This is a genomic window from Endozoicomonas sp. SCSIO W0465 (genome assembly GCF_023716865.1).
GTDB lineage: Bacteria > Pseudomonadota > Gammaproteobacteria > Pseudomonadales > Endozoicomonadaceae > Endozoicomonas.
Map to the genome: position 1 here is coordinate 1444665 of NZ_CP092417.1, position 19660 is coordinate 1464324.

The window sequence follows — 19660 nt, forward strand, 5'->3', positions numbered from 1 at the left end:
TGATTTCTGTAAACTACCGCGCTTTGTAGACGGGTAGCCGTGGAGTTTGATCCTTTTTCTTTTTGGGATTCCTTGTGTAGGAGGGGTCTGGGAAAGAGGGTTGGATGAGGCAGTGACCCATGTAGAGGTTGAAAATGGCCAAGAAAGTACAAGCTTATATTAAGCTTCAAGTGCCTGCTGGACAGGCGAACCCATCTCCACCTGTTGGTCCTGCCCTGGGCCAGCACGGTGTAAACATCATGGAATTCTGTAAGGCATTTAATGCAAGCACCCAGAAAATGGATGCTGGCATGCCGATTCCTGTTGTTATTACTGTATACAGCGACCGCAGTTTCACTTTCGAAACCAAGACTCCGCCTGCCTCTGTTCTGCTGATGAAGACTCTGAAGCTGAAAAAAGGTTCTGGCCGTCCAAATACCGAGAAAGTCGGTACTGTGACTCGCGAGCAACTGCTTGAAGTTGCCAAGATCAAAGAGCCTGATCTGACGGCTGCTGACGAAGACGCAGCGGTACGTACCATTGCTGGTTCAGCTCGTTCCATGGGTCTGATCGTGGAGGGTGTTGAGTAATGGCTAAGTTATCAAAGCGTGCAAAACTGATCGCTGAAAAGATCGACTCTACCAAGTCCTACGGCTTTGAAGAGGCGGCCAGCCTGCTGAAAGAGATTTCCAGCGTCAAGTTCAAGGAAACGATCGAAGTTTCTGTGAATCTGGGTGTGGATCCTCGTAAATCTGACCAGGTCGTTCGTGGCTCTACTGTACTGCCTAACGGTACTGGTAAAGATGTTCGCGTCGCTGTGTTTACCCAGGGTGCTAATGCTGAAGCGGCTAAAGAAGCTGGTGCTGAAGTGGTTGGTATGGAAGATCTGGCTGAACAGGTTAAAGTGGGTCAGATGGATTTTGACGTAGTCATCGCTTCTCCGGATGCGATGCGCGTTGTTGGTCAGCTGGGTCAGATCCTTGGTCCACGCGGCCTGATGCCTAACCCTAAGGTTGGTACTGTAACACCTAACGTTGCTGAAGCGGTTAAAAACGCCAAGGCTGGTCAGGTTCGTTACCGTACTGACAAGAACGGTATCATCCACGCTGGTGTTGGTAAGATCGACTTTGAAGCGGCTGCCCTGAAGCAGAACGTCGAAGCTCTGCTGGTTGATCTGAAGAAGCTGAAGCCTTCTTCCAGCAAAGGCGTTTACATGAAGAAAGTTACCCTGTCCTCTACCATGGGTCCGGGTCTGACTATCGACATGTCTTCTCTTTCTGCCTAAGACGGTCTGCGTAAGCGATAGAAAGAATTACCGAAATCTGAATTATCAGATTTCTGGCTGGTGTAAGCCAGCCACAACCCTCTTTGGGGTCCCTGCTTTCATAGCGGGGGTCGTCAAAGATCGCAGGTGTCCAATACCGTGCCTGTTCAGTCAGGGGCCTTTCTTCACAAAGGGTTATAGGTAGAGGGCTTAATGTCCTGCGTAGACGGTGAGTATGCGTTTTATCCAAAACGATATACACCCATCACCGTATTGTAAGCGCTTAATGATTTATCACGGATAAATCATAAGTGAAACTTCATAAATTTGGAGTAAAGCCCATGGCGTTAGGACTCGAAGACAAGAAGGCCATTGTTGCCGAAGTCAGCGAGGCTGCACAAAGCGCTCTGTCGGCTGTAATCGCGGACTACCGTGGTCTTACTGTTAGTCAAATGACTGCTCTGCGTAAGCAGGCCCGTGAAGGTGGCGTCTACCTGAAGGTAGTGCGTAACACCCTGGCCAAGCGCGCGGTAGAAGGTACTGAGCTTCAGTGCCTGCAGGAAGTTCTGGTAGGCCCAACTGTGCTTGCTTTCTCTATGGAAGATCCAGGTGCCGCTGCGCGTCTGATGAAGGATTTTGCCAAAGAGAACAAAGAGCTGGACATCAAGGCACTGTCTATTTCCGGACAGCTGCTGGGTGCAGAACAGATCGATGTTCTGGCCAAGATGCCGACTCTGGATCAGGCTCGCGCAATGCTGATGAGCGTAATGATCGCACCGGTAACCAAGCTGGCAAGAACTCTGAACGAGATTCCTGCAAGCATTACCCGTGTAGTGGCAGCTGTTGCCGACGAGAAGAAGAAAGCCGCTTAATCCTTGTTGGATTGGTTTTCTTGCTTTTTTGCTTAAACAAATTCCGGGGCCAGCTGTTTGTTTGCCCCAACCAAGATTTTTGGAGATATAGAGATGGCTCTGTCCAAAGAAGATATCCTGAATGCAATCGCTGAAATGTCTGTAATGGACGTTGTTGAACTGGTTTCCGCTATGGAAGAAAAGTTCGGCGTTTCTGCTGCTGCTGCTGTTGCTGTTGCTGCTGCTCCTGCTGAAGCTGCTGCCGCTGCTGAAGAAAAAACTGAGTTCGACGTAATCCTGGCTGACGCTGGCGAGAAGAAAGTTAACGTCATCAAGGTAGTACGTGCTGCTACTGGCCTGGGTCTGAAAGAAGCCAAGGCTGTTGTAGACGGCGCTCCAGCTCCTCTGAAAGAAGGCGCTTCCAAGGAAGAAGCTGAAGAGCTGAAGAAGCAGCTGGAAGAAGCTGGTGCAAAAGTAGAAATCAAGTAATTTCTATAAAAGCATTGTATAATCCCGAGTCTGTTGCATAATAGATTCAGGTGGCTGGTGCCTGCGAAGGTGCCGGCCTTTTTTCCGTTGTATGAGCTGTATCGTCTGAGTAACTGTATTTGCGAGTGGAACCTGTCTTTTATCATGAAGCGTATCACCCCTTTCAGTTTTTACTGCCGGGGTTTCTTTGTGATGTTGGCTGAGGTATTGCTGTTTCGGCAGGATATGTGTGGCATGGATATGAGTTCGGAAAAGTCGTCACAGGAACGGGTTAATCCCGAGAAGACTTTTTATGTTGGTGCAAAACAACTCAATGCATGGATTTTTCATTGTTATAGTTCCACTTTATAACAAGCTGTGAGACGATGACAGGTTACTATGGAGAATTCATGCGCTGACCGTTTTGTTTCGGCCTGAACTAAATTGCTGCCTGATGCTTCATCGGGTAGATCAGAATACCGCTTCTGTTGCCTTGTGCGATGTAAGCGGTTTTGCCGTGCAAGCAGGCTGGTAAATCTGACTATTTGGGACAGATTACTTTCTGCTCAGACGCTAAAGCTCATGCAACGGTTAATGTCTGCAGCGACATGAGTGTCTACAACGATACGAAAGTCCCTGTAAGGACATTGAGAGTATCTTCAACACCTCAACGGTGTCTGTGATACAGGTCAGTTAATGACCAGAAAAGTTGAAAATTTATTGGTTTTGACAGGGAGCCACCCGCTCTCGAACTAACCTACTATGGCCAGGCGATGCCGCCTGAAGTCAAAAACAGGTAACCAAGCTGGGGAACGCTGATGGCATACTCGTATACAGAGAAAAAACGCATCCGCAAGGACTTCGGCAAGCTGCCGAGTGTCATGAATGTGCCGTATCTTCTGGCGATTCAGCTTGATTCATATCACAAGCTGTTGCAGTCAGATAAAGAACCGGCAGCCAGAGAAGATATCGGGCTTCACGCAGCCTTTAAATCCGTCTTCCCAATCGTAAGTTATTCCGGCAATGCCGCCCTTGAATATGTTAGCTACAGACTGGGCGCTCCTGCGTTTGATGTCAAGGAATGTCAGCTCAGAGGCGTCACCTACGCAGTACCTCTGCGTGTCAAGGTGCGTCTGATTATCTACGATAAAGACTCCGCCAACAAGGCAATCAAGGACATCAAGGAACAGGAAGTGTACATGGGCGAAATTCCGCTCATGACCGATAACGGTACCTTTGTTATTAATGGTACAGAGCGTGTTATCGTATCCCAGCTGCATCGCTCTCCGGGCGTATTCTTTGATAATGACCGGGGTAAAACCCACTCCTCCGGTAAACTGCTGTATTCTGCCCGTGTCATTCCTTACCGTGGCTCATGGCTGGACTTCGAGTTTGATCCAAAGGATCTGCTGTATGTCCGTATCGACCGTCGTCGTAAGTTGCCTGCCACTATCCTGCTGAGAGCTCTTGGGCTTTCCAATGAAGAAATTCTTGACAGTTTCTTTGACTTTGTTGAATTCAATATTGGTTCTGAAAGTGTCAGTACGGAGTTTGTTGCCGATCGCCTGAGAGGTGAGGCAGCCAGCTTTGATATCTACGATAACGACGGTAATGTGGTTGTAGAACAAGGTCGTCGTGTAACTGCCAGACATATCCGTGACCTGCAGAAAGCCAACATCAAGAACCTGGATGCGCCGGTTGATTACATCTATGGCCGTGTTCTGGCGAAGACTGTTATTCACAAATCTACCGGTGAAATCATTGTTGAGTGCAACACTGAAATCACCCCGGAAATTTATGAAAAGCTGCTGTCTGCGGGTATCAAAACTGTAGAAACACTGTTCATCAATGAGCTGGAGTGCGGTCCGTTCATGTCTGACACCCTGCGTGCAGACACCACCACCAACCGTCTGGAAGCACTCGTTGAAATCTACCGCATGATGCGTCCTGGTGAGCCACCCACACAGGATGCTGCAGAAGCCCTGTTCCAGAATCTGTTCTTCTCCGCAGAGCGTTATGATCTGTCTGCTGTCGGTCGAATGAAGTTCAACCGTCGTCTGGGGCGTGATGAAGATACCGGCTCCGGTGTTCTGGATAACGCCGACATTATTGATGTCCTGCGTATCCTCGTGGATATCCGTAATGGTAAAGGTATCTGTGACGATATCGATCACCTGGGTAACCGTCGTGTACGTTCCGTTGGTGAAATGGCTGAGAACCAGTTCCGTGTCGGCCTGGTGCGTGTTGAGCGTGCCGTCAAGGAACGTCTGAGCCTGGCAGAATCCGAAGGCCTGATGCCTCAGGATCTGATCAATGCCAAACCGGTGGCGGCGGCGATCAAGGAATTTTTCGGTTCCAGCCAGCTGTCCCAGTTTATGGACCAGAACAACCCGCTGTCCGAGATTACTCACAAGCGTCGTGTATCTGCGTTAGGCCCGGGTGGTCTGACCCGTGAACGTGCCGGCTTTGAGGTTCGTGACGTACACGCGACTCACTATGGTCGCGTCTGCCCGATCGAGACACCTGAAGGTCCAAACATCGGTCTGATTAACTCGCTGGCAACCTATGCCCGTACTAACGACTATGGCTTCCTTGAAGCGCCATACCGTCGTGTTGTTGATGGCAAGGTTACTGATGACGTTGATTACCTGTCTGCCATTGAAGAAGGTGAATACGTTATCGCCCAGGCATCTGCTGCCATGGATGAGAACAAACAGCTGACCGATGAACTGGTCGTTGTGCGTTACCGTGGTGAAGCCACCCTGATGAGCCCGGATAAAGTCCAGTATATGGACGTGTCCACCAAACAGATGGTATCGGTTGCGGCCTCTCTGATTCCATTCCTTGAGCACGACGACGCTAACCGTGCCTTGATGGGATCGAACATGCAACGTCAGGCCGTACCAACCCTGAGAGCAGAGAAGCCTCTGGTGGGTACCGGTATGGAGCGTAACGTGGCTTCCGACTCCGGTGTCTGTGTGGTTGCCCGTCGTGGCGGTGTGATCGATACCGTTGATGCTGCCCGTATCGTGGTGCGTGTGAACGATGATGAAGTACAGCCAGGTGAGGCCGGTGTTGATATCTACAACCTGACCAAATACACCCGTTCTAACCAGAACACCTGTATTAACCAGCGCTCCCTGGTTAAGGCGGGCGATCAGATTGCTCGTGGCGACATCATGGCAGATGGTCCGTCTGTGGACATGGGTGAGCTGGCGCTGGGTCAGAACATGCGCGTCGCGTTCATGCCCTGGAACGGTTACAACTTTGAGGATTCCATCCTCATCTCTGAGCGTGTTGTTCAGGAAGACCGCTTTACCACCATCCACATCCAGGAACTGACCTGTGTGGCCCGTGACACCAAGCTCGGTGCCGAAGAGATCACTGGCGATATTCCCAACGTTGGTGAGTCTGCCCTGAACAAGCTGGATGAAGCCGGTATTGTTTATGTCGGTGCGGAAGTGGGCGCTGGTGACATTCTGGTCGGTAAGGTGACACCAAAAGGCGAAACCCAGCTGACGCCGGAAGAGAAGCTGCTGCGTGCCATCTTCGGTGAGAAGGCATCCGATGTTAAGGATACCTCTCTGCGTGTGCCAACCAGTGTCAAAGGTACTGTTATTGACGTTCAGGTCTTTACCCGTGATGGCGTAGAGAAGGACTCCCGTGCGCTTTCCATTGAAAAGGCACAGCTGGATGAGTACCGCAAGGACCTGAATGAAGAGTTCCGTGTGGTTGAGCATGACACCTTCGCCCGTCTGCGTGGTGCCCTGCGTGATCAACCGGTGGTCCGCGCACCGGGTCTTGGCAAAGGTGACCGGATCAGCGACAGCTATCTGGATGGCCTGGAGCACGAGCAGTGGTTCAAACTGTCCATGGAAGACGAAGCACTCAATGAGATGCTGGATCTGTCCAGAGAGCAGTTGAAAGAGCGTCGTGCCCAGCTGGATGAGCGCTTCGAAGACAAGAAGAAGAAGCTCCAGACTGGCGATGACATGGCGCCTGGCGTGCTGAAGATTGTCAAGGTCTATCTGGCCATCAAGCGTCGTATCCAGCCTGGTGACAAGATGGCGGGCCGTCACGGTAACAAGGGTGTTATCTCCATCATCATGCCGGTAGAAGATATGCCGCACGATGAAGAGGGTAATCCGGTTGATATCGTACTGAACCCCCTGGGTGTGCCGTCGCGTATGAACGTTGGTCAGGTGCTGGAGACTCACCTGGGTGCTGCGGCCAAGGGTCTTGGCGTCAAGATCAACCGTATGCTGGAAGCTCAGCAGAGCATGGCGGAGCTGCGCAAGTTCCTGGATGAGGTTTACAACGGTATTCCTGGTTCCAGCCCGGTGGAGGTTGACTCCTTCAGCGATGCCGAAGTGCTGGAATTGGCCCGTAACCTGCGTGGCGGTGTCCCGATGGCAACGGCGGTATTTGACGGTGCCAAAGAGACCGAGATCAAGCGCCTGCTGCGTCTGGCGGACATGGATGACAGTGGCCAGGTCAAGCTGTTTGATGGTCGTACCGGTGAATCCTTTGAACGTCCGGTCACCGTTGGCTACATGTACATGCTCAAGCTGAACCACTTGGTAGACGACAAGATGCATGCTCGTTCTACTGGTTCATACTCTCTGGTTACCCAGCAGCCTCTGGGTGGTAAGGCACAATTTGGTGGCCAGCGTTTCGGGGAGATGGAGGTCTGGGCACTGGAAGCTTACGGTGCTGCCTACACCCTGCAGGAAATGCTGACTGTGAAGTCCGATGACGTCACCGGCCGTACCAAGATGTACAAAAACATCGTGGATGGCGACCACAGAATGGAAGCCGGTATGCCGGAATCTTTCAACGTACTGTTGAAGGAAATCCGCTCACTGGGCATCGACATCGAACTGGAAACCGAATAACGAACGTGTGGCCAGGGTGCCTGCTTTCTGATTGATAGAACAGCAGGCACCTTGCACCGCGAGGAGATACGATCTTGAAAGACTTATTGAATCTGCTCAAGACACAGGGCCAGACGGACGAATTCGACGCTATTCGGATTGCGCTGGCTTCACCGGACATGATCCGGTCCTGGTCATACGGCGAAGTGAAAAAGCCGGAAACCATCAACTACCGTACGTTCAAGCCTGAGCGTGACGGTCTGTTCTGTGCCAAGATTTTTGGCCCGGTCAAAGACTACGAGTGCCTCTGTGGCAAGTACAAGCGACTGAAGCACCGTGGTGTTATCTGTGAGAAGTGTGGTGTTGAGGTTGCCCTGGCCAAAGTGCGTCGTGAGCGCATGGGTCACATTGAGCTGGCCAGCCCGGTTGCCCACATCTGGTTCCTGAAGTCCCTGCCATCCCGTATCGGTCTGTTGCTGGACATGACCCTGCGTGATATCGAGCGGGTACTGTACTTTGAATCTTACGTTGTTGTTGATCCGGGTATGACCACGCTGGAGAAAAACCAGCTGCTGTCGGATGAGCAATACTACGAAGCCCTGGAAGAGTTCGGTGATGACTTTGATGCCCGCATGGGTGCCGAAGCCATCAAAGGTCTGCTGGCAGATATCGACATCGAAGACGAAGTCAACACACTGCGTGAAGAGATTCCACAGACCAACTCTGAGACCAAGCTGAAGAAGCTGAGCAAGCGTCTGAAACTGCTGGAAGCGTTCCATAACTCAGGCAACAACCCTGAGTGGATGATCCTGACCGTTCTTCCGGTTCTGCCGCCAGATCTGCGCCCTCTGGTACCGCTGGACGGTGGTCGTTTTGCCACGTCTGACCTGAACGATCTGTATCGTCGGGTGATCAACCGTAACAACCGTTTGAAGCGTCTGCTGGACCTGAATGCGCCTGATATCATCGTTCGTAACGAAAAGCGGATGCTGCAGGAGTCCGTTGACGCGCTGCTGGATAACGGCCGTCGTGGTCGTGCCATCACCGGTTCCAACAAGCGTCCCCTGAAATCCCTGGCTGACATGATCAAGGGTAAGCAGGGTCGTTTCCGTCAGAACCTGCTGGGTAAGCGTGTAGACTACTCTGGTCGTTCGGTTATTACCGTAGGTCCTACCCTGCGTCTGCATCAGTGCGGTCTGCCCAAGAAGATGGCGCTGGAACTGTTCAAGCCATTTATCTTCGGTAAGCTGGAAGCCAAAGGTCTGGCTACCACCATCAAAGCTGCCAAGAAGATGGTTGAGCGGGAAACCCCTGAGGTGTGGGACGTTCTGGCGGACGTCATCCGCGAACACCCGGTCATGCTGAACCGTGCGCCTACCCTGCACCGTCTGGGTATTCAGGCGTTCGAACCGGTACTGATCGAAGGTAAGGCGATTCAGCTGCACCCACTGGTGTGTGCGGCCTATAACGCGGACTTCGACGGTGACCAGATGGCGGTGCACGTTCCTCTGACGCTGGAAGCCCAGCTGGAAGCCCGTGCCCTGATGATGTCCACCAACAACATCCTGGCACCCGCCAACGGTGAGCCGATCATCGTACCTTCCCAGGACGTGGTACTGGGTCTGTACTACATCACCCGTGAGCGTATCAATGCCAAGGGTGAAGGCATGGCCTTCGTTGATATCGACGAAGTAATGCGAGCCTACCGTACCAAGGCGGTTGATCTGCATGCGCGTATCAAGGTGCGTGTCCATGAAAAATACCGGGACGGCGAAGGTGTCGACCACGATAACCATTTCCTGGCTGACACCACCGTGGGTCGGATGATCCTGTGGGATATCGTGCCTGAAGGCCTGCCTTTTGCCCTGGTTAACCAGGCCATGAAGAAGAAGGCAATCTCCGGCCTGTTGAATGCCTGTTACCGTAACGTTGGTCTGAAAGAAACCGTTATCTTCGCTGACCAGATGATGTATCTGGGCTTCCAGTACGCGACGATTTCCGGTACGTCCATCGGTGTTAACGACTTCGTTATTCCTCCTGAGAAGGCGCGCATCATTGATGACGCCAACGAAGAGGTTAAGGAAATCGAAAACCAGTTTGCTTCCGGTCTGGTAACTGCCGGCGAGAAGTACAACAAGGTTATCGACATCTGGTCCCGTGCCAACGAAATGCTGGCCAAGCGCATGATGGGTAACCTGAAATCCGACACTGTTATTAACAAACAGGGTGAGGAAGAAGAGCAGGAATCCTTCAACAGCGTTTACATGATGGCGGACTCCGGTGCGCGGGGTAGTGCGGCACAGATTCGTCAGCTGGCGGGTATGCGTGGTCTGATGGCCAAGCCGGATGGTTCTATCATCGAAACGCCGATTACTGCGAACTTCCGTGAAGGTCTGAACGTACTCCAGTACTTCATATCTACCCACGGTGCTCGTAAAGGTCTGGCGGATACCGCTCTGAAAACGGCGAACTCCGGTTACCTGACCCGTCGTCTGGTTGACGTTGCCCAGGATCTGGTGGTGACTGAAGACGACTGTGGTACCAGTGACGGCCTGCTGATGACACCGCATATTGAAGGTGGTGATATCGTAGAGCCATTGGGTGAGCGCATCCTGGGTCGTGTGGTGGCCGAAGACGTACTCAAGCCAGGCAGCGACAGTGAAATTGCCGTACCAGCCGGCACACTCATTGATGAAATGTGGGTGAAACGTCTCGAAACCATGAATGTTGACGAGATGCGCGTACGTTCACCGATTACCTGTGAAACCCGTCACGGTATCTGTTCCAAGTGTTACGGCCGTGACCTGGGTCGTGGTCACCTGGTGAACAAAGGTGAGGCTGTGGGTGTTATCGCTGCCCAGTCCATCGGTGAGCCGGGTACACAGCTGACGATGCGTACCTTCCACATCGGTGGTGCCGCATCCAGAAACGCAGCGGCAGACAGTGTAACCATTAAGAACAAAGGTTCTATTCGTCTGCTGAACCTGAAGTCGGTTGAGCGTAAGGATGGCACTCTGGTAGCGGTCAGCCGTTCCGGACAGCTGGCCATTGCTGATGAATTTGGCCGTGAGCGTGAGCGTTACAAGCTGCCTTATGGCGCGATGATTTCGGTGAAGGATGGTGACCTGGTGGAAGCGGGTCAGACCGTGGCCAAGTGGGATCCACACACCCACCCGATCATCACGGAAACCGCCGGTATTGTTGAATTCCAGGGTATGGATGAAAACATTACCGTGAAGACACAGACGGATGAACTGACCGGTCTGTCCAATATGGAAGTGATGGATCCGAAGGATCGGCCGTCCGCCGGTAAGGATATTCGTCCAGCCATTCAGCTGAAAGACGCCAATGGTAACGAGCTGAAGCTGCCAGGTACTGACGTTCCTGCCCAGTACTTCCTGCCAGCGAACGCCCTGGTGAACCTGGTGGATGGTGCCACGGTGGAAGTGGGTGCGGTACTTGCCCGTATTCCTCAGCAGTCTTCCGGTAACCGGGACATCACGGGTGGTCTGCCTCGAGTGGCTGACCTCTTTGAGGCCCGTAAGCCGAAAGAGCATTCTATCCTGGCGGAAATCTCCGGAACCATCGGCTTCGGTAAGGAAACCAAAGGTAAGAAGCGTCTGGTGATTACACCGACTGACGGTACTGATCCTTATGAAGAGCTGATTCCAAAATGGCGTCACCTCAACGTGTTTGAGGGTGAGCAGGTAACCCGTGGTGAAGTTATCTCCGACGGCCCCACCAATCCACACGACGTATTGCGTCTGCTGGGTGTTGGTGAACTGGCTCGCTACATCGTTAACGAAATCCAGGACGTATATCGTCTGCAGGGTGTAAAGATTAACGATAAGCACATTGAGACTATTCTGCGTCAGATGCTGCGTAAGGTAGAAATCACCGATACCGGTGACTCGACCTTTATCCGAGGTGACCAGCTGGAGTACACACGCCTGCTGGAAGAGAATGATCGCGTTAACCGTGAGAACGGCTTCCCGGCCAAGTTTGAGCGTGTGCTGCTGGGTATTACCAAGGCATCGCTGGCAACAGAATCCTTCATCTCTGCGGCTTCCTTCCAGGAGACTACCCGTGTCCTGACCGAAGCGGCAGTTACTGGCAAGCGTGATTACCTGCGCGGCCTGAAGGAGAACGTGGTCGTTGGTCGTCTGATTCCGGCAGGTACCGGTCTGACTTACCACGCCGAGCGTCGTAAGGGTCGTGAGGAAGTTGAGTTTGAAACTCCGGCCAAGGTATCCGCTTCTGAAGTTGAGCAGGCGCTGTCTGATGCTTTGAACTTCGGTGAAGTTTAATTGTTGATGGGTTAAAGGGTGGTTTGCCGCTCTTAAACCCAAAAAAAGCCACCGCAATGGTAGGCTGGTAAGTAGGGGGGACTTAAGTAATGCTTAGGTCCCCTTTTTATTTTATATAAATCAACATTATTTGCTGTGCTTTTGTACAGTGTTTGCCAGCGTTGTCGCCTCAACTCACTCCGCCTTGCTTAACTGCCCGACGCCAGATTGGTCAGGATTCTGCCAGAATTCATCATCCAGTTTTCAGTTCCGCGTTGCTTCTTTACACCAACTCTCAGGATGACACTGCTTAGCCACCCGATATTTTACGTTTACTTGACGCTGTTTGTGATTATCCCGGGGAACTGGTGTTTGCTTTATTACTCTCAATACTCCGTACGGGCTTGTGATTCCAATAACAGTTGGAATCATTCAGTGGCCCTCTTGGATAAGTGAATTCGGGGTAAATGAGTGCGTTATGGAAACGTCAGATATAAAAAACTCCGGTTTAGGGGCTTTGACGCAGACCCAGCCCGCCGGGGAAGGGTGTCGTTTTCAGAGAGCAAGGGCCTGGGTGTGGGATGTATGTGTTCCTGCCACCAGAAAGCTGTTGCCTGCGGTTGAACACACTTACCGGGAAAATAAGGTCTGGTGTGATCGGTTAGCAGGGGTAGCAGTGTGTGTTGGATTTTATACCGGTATGATTTCCCTCCCTACGCTTTGCTACCTTGGGAGTGGGTTTGCCGTGGGGGCGCTTTATTGCCGTGGCGCAATGAAGGAAAGAGAGGGCGCTGATCTGGTGCTCAATGATTCTCTATCCGATTCATCCGAACGCCTGGGAAAAAACAGTGGCTCCAAAGAAGGCGCAAAAGAAGAGATTGTCGAGCTGATGAAAGTAATCGATGATCTTCTGATGACCTTTTTAGCCATAACTTTCAAGGTGGATGCTTTGACTGCAGAAAGGACAATTGCTGCAGTCAATAAATTGCATGCAGAATCCTCTAATAAGGAGGGAGGCATAGCGCAAGGCCTGCCGGTTGACAGAGATTTAAAGGAGGTCTTCCAGATTGCCTGTGCGCTGAAACCTCGCATCTTGCTTGCCGTGCTGCATGAGCTGTCGGGGGTAAATTCAGTGGGGGAAGATATTTGCGACATGGTAGGTAATAAGATATTGCAGGGCGAATTTAACAACCCATGCCCAGGAATATGTCGGATCGGTCGAGCGGATTATCAACAATTGGCGGACTCACTGCTTCATTCAGGCAAAGTGGATTCTCAGGACAAAGCAGGTCTGCCTGTGTCTGAAAAGGTTCAGGTTGATATTCTTCACGGGATAACGGCTTCGTGGAACATAGCTGATGAAAGCAGAGCGTGTGAGTTGAAGGATAAAATAGATAAAGCCGCCAGCGTGGCGTTTTCCCAGTGGAAAAAGGTTCATAAAGGCGGTGGCAGAGTGGGCTAACGTTAATTGCTCCTGTAAACGTGATTAGGGTTATTCCCCCCCCTGTACGCTTCCGTCAAGTGTCCTGTTTGAAGTGGCAGGGTCAAAGTAAACCCTGAACGGGTTGGAGACTTATGTATAATGCCGGATCAGTAATCGTTCTTATTTGATGTTTTTTATGCGCAGACTCGATCTTATTCTTGTGGAGCAGGGTAAAGTTTCTTCTCGAAGTCGAGCCCAGCGATTAATCAGTGAGGGCAAGGTGAAAGTCCGGCACTCCAGTGACTGGGAAATTCCCATTAAGGCTGGTCAGAAATACCCTGATTGGGTTGAGGTTGCTATCGGCGAGGATGCGTCTGATCAATTTGCCTCCCGGGGCGGAATGAAACTTGCCGGAGCATTGGAGATTTCAGGTATTTCCCTGACCGGCATGACAGTGATTGATGTTGGTCAGTCTACCGGTGGGTTTACGGATTGTGCATTAAAAGCCGGGGCGGCCAGGGTCGTGGGCATTGAAGTCGGTCATGGCCAGCTGGTCGAGACGCTGCGTAATGATCCGAGGGTGGTCTGCCTTGAAGGGATGAATGCCCGGACACTGCCTGCTGCGCTGCTTGACTATACGGATCGGCAGCAGGGTTTTGATCTTGCGGTTATGGATGTGTCGTTTATATCCCAAACCAAAATTTTACCGGCACTGGTGCCTTTACTAAAACAGGGCGGGCAACTGCTCAGTCTGGTTAAGCCACAATTTGAGGTGGGGCCTGATGGCTTGGGCAAAGGTGGTATTGTCCGGGATGAGAGGCTCTATTCGAAAGTTGAGCAAGCCATCACCGCTTGCTGTGTGGCACTTGGTCTGGAGGTTTGTGGTTACTTTGACAGCCCGATTACAGGAGGTGATGGGAATCGTGAGTTTTTTATCTGGGCTCAACGCAATTGATGACGGGGTGTTGAGTTGCAGTGCTCAGGTTTGTTTTACCAACTATGGACCCAACTTCCATACTTTGATGGGAAGTGTGTAGTGTTCTATGACGGTGAGCAATTGTTGCCAATGGGTCTGATCTTCTGTTGCCTTGAGGACCAGGACAATCCCCGCTTTCTTTCCGGTCAGCATGCTGTAGTTCAATGACTGACCGATTGCCTCTTGCCACTTCCGTGCAAACTCAATTTCAATCGCGTATTGGTCGGTAAGGCAGTCAATGCGTCGGCCATCTGGCAGTCGATGCTCTATTTTGCCATCCATCCCCTCGCACCAGACTTGCTGATACCAGGACTCGGCAGGTTGCGCTCTGATGACGGTTGGTGATGTCGCCATGATCAACGCGAAAATAGGCGTGGTGATTTTGTTGAGAGTAGTGATCATGAGGCTTGCTGACGTCTGTTCAGACGATTTATATCGGCAGGACACAAAAAAAGGAGATGTTTTACCTCTGGTTGGATTTATGGGAACTTTTCATTAATTTCAGGTGTCAGACTGGTTGTCCGTTATTAGCAAAACCAAGGTTTCATGTATGAATGTCGGCGAAGCAGCAACACAACTTGGATTGTTTGGCATGAAAGCTGTGATCAAACTCAATGCTGGTGTGCTTTCCGCCTCCCCTCAGGAAAAATGGCTAGGATATACCGTTGCGGCCATTGTCGGCGGCCTGGGTACCTTCCTGAGCGTGATACAGTGCGCCCGGGAACGCATCCCATCCTATAAGACAATGGCCACACTGGTAACCAATCTTGCCACTGTGCTTTACAGTATCGATGCGGTCTACTTCAAACCCCATTATGATTTAATCCGGTCTTGTGCTGAAGAACTCCAAGACTCCGGTACTATAAGTAACCCGGATTGCCCGCCCCCTCATGAACTGTTTGGTCGGTCCAAAGATCAGTTTGTGATGCTGCCATAGATAGCCGCTCAGGAAAGTGCTGTTTAACACCCTCTTAAGGCTTGTTCGTTGAAGCTATCTCCATTAGAGAGCATTTCTATCTCACGCTCTTTTCATTTCCTTATTTGTGGGTTAAAGAATGATGTTCTTGATATCATCATCCTTTCGATCCAGGTAGTGACTGGATTGTATGCGGCGGATGGTACGGGATTTGCCGCGAATAACCAGGGTTTCTGTCGTGGCAATATTGCCTTTGCGCATAATGCCCTGGAGCAGGTCACCCTTGGTGATGCCGGTAGCAGAGAAGACCACATTGTCGGAGCTGGCCATATCATTCAGACGCAGCACTTTGCCCGGCTCAACACCCATTTCCCGACAGCGTTCAGCTTCCAGTCGGCCTGCGGCAATATTTTCCGGTGTTTCGCCCTTGGCCTTGTCACGGGTTACCAGACGGCCATGCATATCACCGCCCAGCGCCCGGATAACGGCAGCTGAAACCACACCCTCCGGTGCTCCGCCTACGCAGTACATCAGGTCAACCTCACTGTCTGGCATGCAGGTGAGAATGGAGGCGGCAACATCACCGTCGGGAATGGCAAATACACGAACACCCATATTTTGCATCATGGCAATGGCGGCATCATGACGTGGTTTGGCGAGGGTAATGACGACGAGACTCTCGATTGGCTTGTGAAGGGCGCGGGAAACATTCTGGATATTTTCACGCAATCCCAGATTCAGGTCGATGACACCCCTGGCACCGGGTCCACAGACCAGCTTCTCCATATACATGTCCGGTGCTTTCAGAAAGGAGCCTTTTTCACCGGCAGCCAGAACGGCAATGGCGTTATTCTGGCCCATGGCGGTCATGCGGGTGCCTTCAATCGGGTCAACAGCGATATCAATGCTTTCCCCATTGCCGGTGCCGACTTTTTCACCAATATAGAGCATGGGGGCTTCATCAATTTCACCCTCACCGATCACAATCTCACCATGCATATCGACTTTGTTCAGCATGGTACGCATTGCTTCGACGGCAGCGCCATCAGCGGCATTTTTATCGCCTCGTCCAAGCCATTTGTAACCTGCCAGGGCGGCGACTTCGGTGACCCGTGAAAATTCGATTGCCAGTTCGCGTTTCATTGGATGGTAAACTTTGAGGTAAATGAGGCGGAGACTTTAGCACAGATTGTTGGTGGAACTGCATACGGAACTCATGGTTAATTTGCGAGTAAATACATTATTAATACGACCGTATGGTGAGTAATTGCCAATACCGCAATAATGAAACCAAGCTCTCTGGCCTGATTATTATTTTTTATTTTCTGAGTTGCCTCAAATTATCAATTCAATACAACAGATTCAGGCAGTGGCATTGCAGCGACCAAGACTTGTACCATCGATAAATCCTCTCTTGCCAATGAGTGCTGGTATTGTTTTTTTGAGGTTACCGGACTGACTTACGGGTTGAATCGGCCATGACCTTGCTGCATGGCATGTGGTCAGAGAGTACGGGGTTTCGGTAATCCCAAGTCGCCGTGATAGGGCCCGGAGGGTTGCATTTCGTCCGGATTTACCCATTGTCTCATAAAATCCGGCGCATCATTGCTACTGTGACCCGGAGCATCAGGGTCACGGGACGTTCCGATCATACGCCCGGATTCTGGTGTAAAGACTGCACCGGGGAAATAGGCTCCCGGACGGGGGGTGTTAATCGCATCGATCATCCGATGTTGCGAAGTAGGCAGAGCTGGGGCGGTTGGTAAATACGTGCCCGGATAATGCGGTGGATTGTTAGCATGTCGAGGTGAGCCGTATGGAGATGGCCTGTATTGATGTCCATGATAAGCGCGTTGTTGTGGCGCAATGGTGATGGCTCTGGCGTAAAAGTTTCGGCGAGGGGGGAGTCCGCGCCTGGCAGACATGTTTTGGTGAGGCTGACTCTTGATCACATCTCTCCAGCGCTGAACTGCCGGGCTATCTGCCAGGTTTTTACCCGATCCTGCAATTTCGCCCAGCCTTCCCATACCACTAACCAGCCGGGCTGCCCTGTATGCTTTGAATCACCCCAACCACCAAGCCGAGCAATCGTTTGAAGCAGCCAAGTGACTGTTGGCGGCTTATCGGGCAACGCTTTTTTTTCATAGGTTAGCCAGAGAACCTGCCATTCATCATCACTGACCACCTCATTCGCGAGTGTTTTTTCACTCCAAAGCTTTCTGTCTTTGTGCTGCCTGTCATTCGGTAACATTAATGCTTCACGGATTTGCATTAGTCTGACAGCGACAAACATTAATATGACCGCAAGTCGTTCAATGTTATCCGGAGATTGCAGACGAAGCCTTTCTACTCCTGCTCCCGATTTCCAAGCCTTATGGAACTCTTCTATTCGCCATCGGAGCTCGTAAAATCGAATGATAGAGCGACAGTCTTCGAATGTTTCAATATCTTCAGTTGTCAATAGTACCCAGTGCAAACGGTCTTCGGAGTCATTGCCAATCTCTTCAGCCGACACAATATTCATAGTTACCGGTTCCGGCCTGCCGCCTGGCCTTTGCGGCGCCTGTATTGTCATCTTCTTTCTTTTGACCTGCAGCGTTGCCTTTCGCTTCTTTCTACCTCCTTTTTGAGGAACCACTATCGTATATTTCCCCAACACTTCAGTCTGAGCTAAGGAATCAAATAATAAGAGTTCGCCATCCACCAGGATTCTGTTTTGTGTAGCTCTTACAACAAACCGCTGTCGGTTATCCAGTTTGTAGTGCATATATTCGTATATATCCGCCTCCCGGTCGCAAACACTGATGATGTCAGGCATTTTACCCCCCATCCTTTGTTCTGTGTTTTCAGAGGCTCTTTGCCACTTAAAGCTTTCCTTTCCCTCGTAAGGTAGCTGACGACGTTGGTTCTTTTTCCCCCGCTGAACGTCCTCTCTAACCCATCGTTCTTGATCAATAAGCCCAATGCTTCGCTCTGTATCCGCATCAACCAAGAAGACAGAGTGGACGTGGAATCCTCTGGTTTTAGAGCCTTCAGGACCTCCAAGATCACCAAGCTCGGATCTGACAGCATGTTTATAACCCAGGGTTGTTGTATCTTCGAGAGCCAGAAGTAGGCGAGACTGTCTCGCTATTTTGGCAGTTGCCTGAAAGCCTGCCTCAGCTATTGCTTCAGGCTTTACGGCCTCATTCTCAATCAGCCGGTAAGCTCCAGTTACCAGTGCGGTATAACCTTCGCATGAAGATGACAAAGAATTACCGGTATGAGCTGAAAGCTCGGCAGCAACTTTGACAAGTCGTTTTGTACGTCGAGTATCGCCCAAATCAGCACATCCAAAAGTTAGTTCTGACCATGGTTTAGGAGAAAGTGGAAGCATGACCTGTTTTATCAGTGAGAAATGATAGAACAAGGTAGCTATTTGTGATCAAGAGACAGGTTTTGGTGAGGGGGGAGTTCGAGCTCGGCAGACATGTTTTTGCGAGGGGGGAGTCCGCGCATGGCAGAAATGTTTCGGCGAGGGGTGAGTCCACGCCTGGCAGAAATGTTTCGGGGATTGGCGGGTTCAGCTCCGTCGGAAATGTTTTTGCGAGTAGCGGGTCCGGCCCTGTCGGCAATAACCCTGTGAGCCGTAGCTCTGGCTGAGCCGGGAGAATGCAGTGTATCCTCAACACCCGAAGGGTGAGGCGGGGTGCAGTTCGGGTATCGCGGTGCTGAGCTGTTTATAGGGTTGCTCATAATGATAAACCTCTTGTTACTGTCAAATTCCCAAGACCGGTATCGTCGGTCATGGGAATTTGTAATCTGATATGTTGGTCACCCGGTGCAATGACAATCCCCCGCAGTTCAGGTCAGTTTATGCCTGATCAGGGATTGTTCACGGCAACAATGCAATTCCTCATTGCGATTCTGCATCAGGTTCTCCCCAGCGCCTTGTTTGACTAACCGCAGTTTTTTTAGTTCCCTTTTCCTGTCAGCCGATGGGCTTATCCCCTCGATTCAAAGCCTTATACTTGACGATAGTCTTGCCAATCCGTAAAATCTGTGCGCTTTATTTTGCCCTTGGTCCAGCTATTGGCCGGGTGCTGCATAAGCCGGTTTCTGCCGGCTTTTGCTGTTTAAAGCAGGAGTCTGGACTGCTATTTCCTCTGATGGTCCAGCTCAACACTTAGAAACGGTTCTCGAATAGAGATTGGAGTTTGCTGAATGGCAACCATTAACCAGCTGGTGCGCAAGCCCCGGAAGCGTAAGGTTAGAAAGACGGACGTGCCTGCGCTGCAGGCCTGTCCTCAGCGTCGCGGGGTTTGTACCCGTGTTTATACCACTACTCCCAAGAAGCCTAACTCGGCGCTGCGTAAAGTATGTCGTGTGCGTCTGACCAACGGCTTTGAAGTGACTTCCTACATCGGTGGTGAAGGTCACAACCTGCAGGAGCACAGTGTTGTTCTGATCCGTGGCGGTCGTGTAAAGGACTTGCCAGGTGTTCGTTACCACACCGTTCGCGGTAGCCTGGATACCCAGGGTGTTAACGACCGTAAGAAAGGCCGTTCCAAGTACGGTACCAAGAGGCCTAAGGGCTAGAAACCGGTTGCCAGAGACCAGTGTCAAGCCGGGTAAGAATTTATT

General features: G+C 51.3%; 15 protein-coding genes. 11 read left to right on the forward strand and 4 right to left on the reverse strand.

Going from position 1 to position 19660, the window contains the following annotated elements:
* The first annotated feature begins 134 nt into the window (after positions 1 to 134).
* The 9 genes from rplK to MJO57_RS06315 all read left to right on the forward strand — a co-directional run bounded on the left by rplK (position 135) and on the right by MJO57_RS06315 (position 14100).
* Positions 135 to 569: a 50S ribosomal protein L11 gene (rplK, locus tag MJO57_RS06275; RefSeq protein WP_020581778.1), complete on the forward strand. Its 435-nt coding sequence runs from the start codon at positions 135 to 137 to the stop codon at positions 567 to 569.
* Positions 569 to 1264: a 50S ribosomal protein L1 gene (gene rplA / locus MJO57_RS06280; protein ID WP_252023796.1), complete on the forward strand. Its 696-nt coding sequence runs from the start codon at positions 569 to 571 to the stop codon at positions 1262 to 1264. The genes rplK and rplA overlap by 1 nt, the downstream gene beginning before the upstream one ends.
* Positions 1265 to 1584: 320 nt before the next feature.
* Complete coding sequence (rplJ, locus tag MJO57_RS06285; RefSeq protein ID WP_101748379.1) at positions 1585 to 2115, forward strand: 50S ribosomal protein L10; 531 nt, start codon at positions 1585 to 1587, stop codon at positions 2113 to 2115.
* Between the two features lie 93 nt (positions 2116 to 2208).
* Positions 2209 to 2583 carry a 50S ribosomal protein L7/L12 gene (rplL, locus tag MJO57_RS06290; RefSeq protein ID WP_101748386.1) on the forward strand — a complete coding sequence of 125 codons (375 nt, stop codon included), beginning with the start codon at positions 2209 to 2211 and terminating at the stop codon, positions 2581 to 2583.
* Between the two features lie 57 nt (positions 2584 to 2640).
* Entirely contained in the window at positions 2641 to 2934 is a 294-nt protein-coding gene (locus MJO57_RS06295; protein WP_252023797.1) for a hypothetical protein, read from the forward strand.
* A gap of 446 nt (positions 2935 to 3380) precedes the next feature.
* Positions 3381 to 7457 (forward strand): DNA-directed RNA polymerase subunit beta, encoded by a 4077-nt coding sequence (gene rpoB / locus MJO57_RS06300; RefSeq protein WP_252023798.1) that lies wholly within the window; start codon positions 3381 to 3383, stop codon positions 7455 to 7457.
* 74 nt (positions 7458 to 7531) lie between these two features.
* On the forward strand, positions 7532 to 11743 hold the full coding sequence (gene rpoC / locus MJO57_RS06305) for a DNA-directed RNA polymerase subunit beta' (RefSeq protein WP_252023799.1): 4212 nt from the start codon (positions 7532 to 7534) through the stop codon (positions 11741 to 11743).
* Positions 11744 to 12332: 589 nt separating this feature from the next.
* On the forward strand, positions 12333 to 13184 hold the full coding sequence (locus tag MJO57_RS06310; RefSeq protein WP_252023800.1) for a hypothetical protein: 852 nt from the start codon (positions 12333 to 12335) through the stop codon (positions 13182 to 13184).
* 157 nt (positions 13185 to 13341) lie between these two features.
* Positions 13342 to 14100: a TlyA family RNA methyltransferase gene (locus MJO57_RS06315; RefSeq protein ID WP_252023801.1), complete on the forward strand. Its 759-nt coding sequence runs from the start codon at positions 13342 to 13344 to the stop codon at positions 14098 to 14100.
* A 42-nt stretch (positions 14101 to 14142) separates the two neighbouring features.
* Here the strand turns inward: MJO57_RS06315 and MJO57_RS06320 are convergent, their stop codons facing one another.
* Positions 14143 to 14523, reverse strand: a complete 381-nt coding sequence (locus MJO57_RS06320; protein ID WP_252023802.1) for a hypothetical protein — start codon at positions 14521 to 14523, stop codon at positions 14143 to 14145.
* A 148-nt stretch (positions 14524 to 14671) separates the two neighbouring features.
* On the opposite strand from MJO57_RS06320, the gene MJO57_RS06325 reads away from it, so the two are divergent.
* Positions 14672 to 15058 carry a hypothetical protein gene (locus tag MJO57_RS06325; RefSeq protein ID WP_252023803.1) on the forward strand — a complete coding sequence of 129 codons (387 nt, stop codon included), beginning with the start codon at positions 14672 to 14674 and terminating at the stop codon, positions 15056 to 15058.
* A 111-nt stretch (positions 15059 to 15169) separates the two neighbouring features.
* Here the strand turns inward: MJO57_RS06325 and glpX are convergent, their stop codons facing one another.
* The 3 genes from glpX to MJO57_RS06340 form a co-directional block, all read right to left on the reverse strand.
* Positions 15170 to 16180 (reverse strand): class II fructose-bisphosphatase, encoded by a 1011-nt coding sequence (gene glpX, locus MJO57_RS06330; protein WP_252023804.1) that lies wholly within the window; start codon positions 16178 to 16180, stop codon positions 15170 to 15172.
* A gap of 805 nt (positions 16181 to 16985) precedes the next feature.
* The gene (locus MJO57_RS06335; RefSeq protein ID WP_252017676.1) at positions 16986 to 18413 is read right to left on the reverse strand and encodes an IS4 family transposase; all 1428 of its coding nucleotides are present in this window, start codon (positions 18411 to 18413) and stop codon (positions 16986 to 16988) included.
* Positions 18414 to 18451: 38 nt separating this feature from the next.
* The gene (locus tag MJO57_RS06340) at positions 18452 to 18772 is read right to left on the reverse strand and encodes a hypothetical protein (RefSeq protein ID WP_252023806.1); all 321 of its coding nucleotides are present in this window, start codon (positions 18770 to 18772) and stop codon (positions 18452 to 18454) included.
* Between the two features lie 468 nt (positions 18773 to 19240).
* Between MJO57_RS06340 and rpsL the strand changes: the two genes are divergently transcribed.
* Positions 19241 to 19615: a 30S ribosomal protein S12 gene (rpsL, locus tag MJO57_RS06345; protein WP_101748082.1), complete on the forward strand. Its 375-nt coding sequence runs from the start codon at positions 19241 to 19243 to the stop codon at positions 19613 to 19615.
* Positions 19616 to 19660 lie beyond the last annotated feature (45 nt).

Bases quoted from the DNA above. Each gene is read 5' to 3' on its own strand.
- rplK (WP_020581778.1), top strand. From the start codon at position 135: ATGGCCAAGAAAGTACAAGCTTATATTAAGCTTCAAGTGCCTGCTGGA.
- rplA (WP_252023796.1), top strand. From the start codon at position 569: ATGGCTAAGTTATCAAAGCGTGCAAAACTGATCGCTGAAAAGATCGAC.
- rplJ (WP_101748379.1), top strand. From the start codon at position 1,585: ATGGCGTTAGGACTCGAAGACAAGAAGGCCATTGTTGCCGAAGTCAGC.
- rplL (WP_101748386.1), top strand. From the start codon at position 2,209: ATGGCTCTGTCCAAAGAAGATATCCTGAATGCAATCGCTGAAATGTCT.
- rpoB (WP_252023798.1), top strand. From the start codon at position 3,381: ATGGCATACTCGTATACAGAGAAAAAACGCATCCGCAAGGACTTCGGC.
- MJO57_RS06315 (WP_252023801.1), top strand. From the start codon at position 13,342: ATGCGCAGACTCGATCTTATTCTTGTGGAGCAGGGTAAAGTTTCTTCT.
- MJO57_RS06320 (WP_252023802.1), bottom strand. From the start codon at position 14,523: ATGATCACTACTCTCAACAAAATCACCACGCCTATTTTCGCGTTGATC.
- MJO57_RS06325 (WP_252023803.1), top strand. From the start codon at position 14,672: ATGAATGTCGGCGAAGCAGCAACACAACTTGGATTGTTTGGCATGAAA.
- glpX (WP_252023804.1), bottom strand. From the start codon at position 16,180: ATGAAACGCGAACTGGCAATCGAATTTTCACGGGTCACCGAAGTCGCC.
- MJO57_RS06335 (WP_252017676.1), bottom strand. From the start codon at position 18,413: ATGCTTCCACTTTCTCCTAAACCATGGTCAGAACTAACTTTTGGATGT.
- MJO57_RS06340 (WP_252023806.1), bottom strand. From the start codon at position 18,772: ATGAGCAACCCTATAAACAGCTCAGCACCGCGATACCCGAACTGCACC.
- rpsL (WP_101748082.1), top strand. From the start codon at position 19,241: ATGGCAACCATTAACCAGCTGGTGCGCAAGCCCCGGAAGCGTAAGGTT.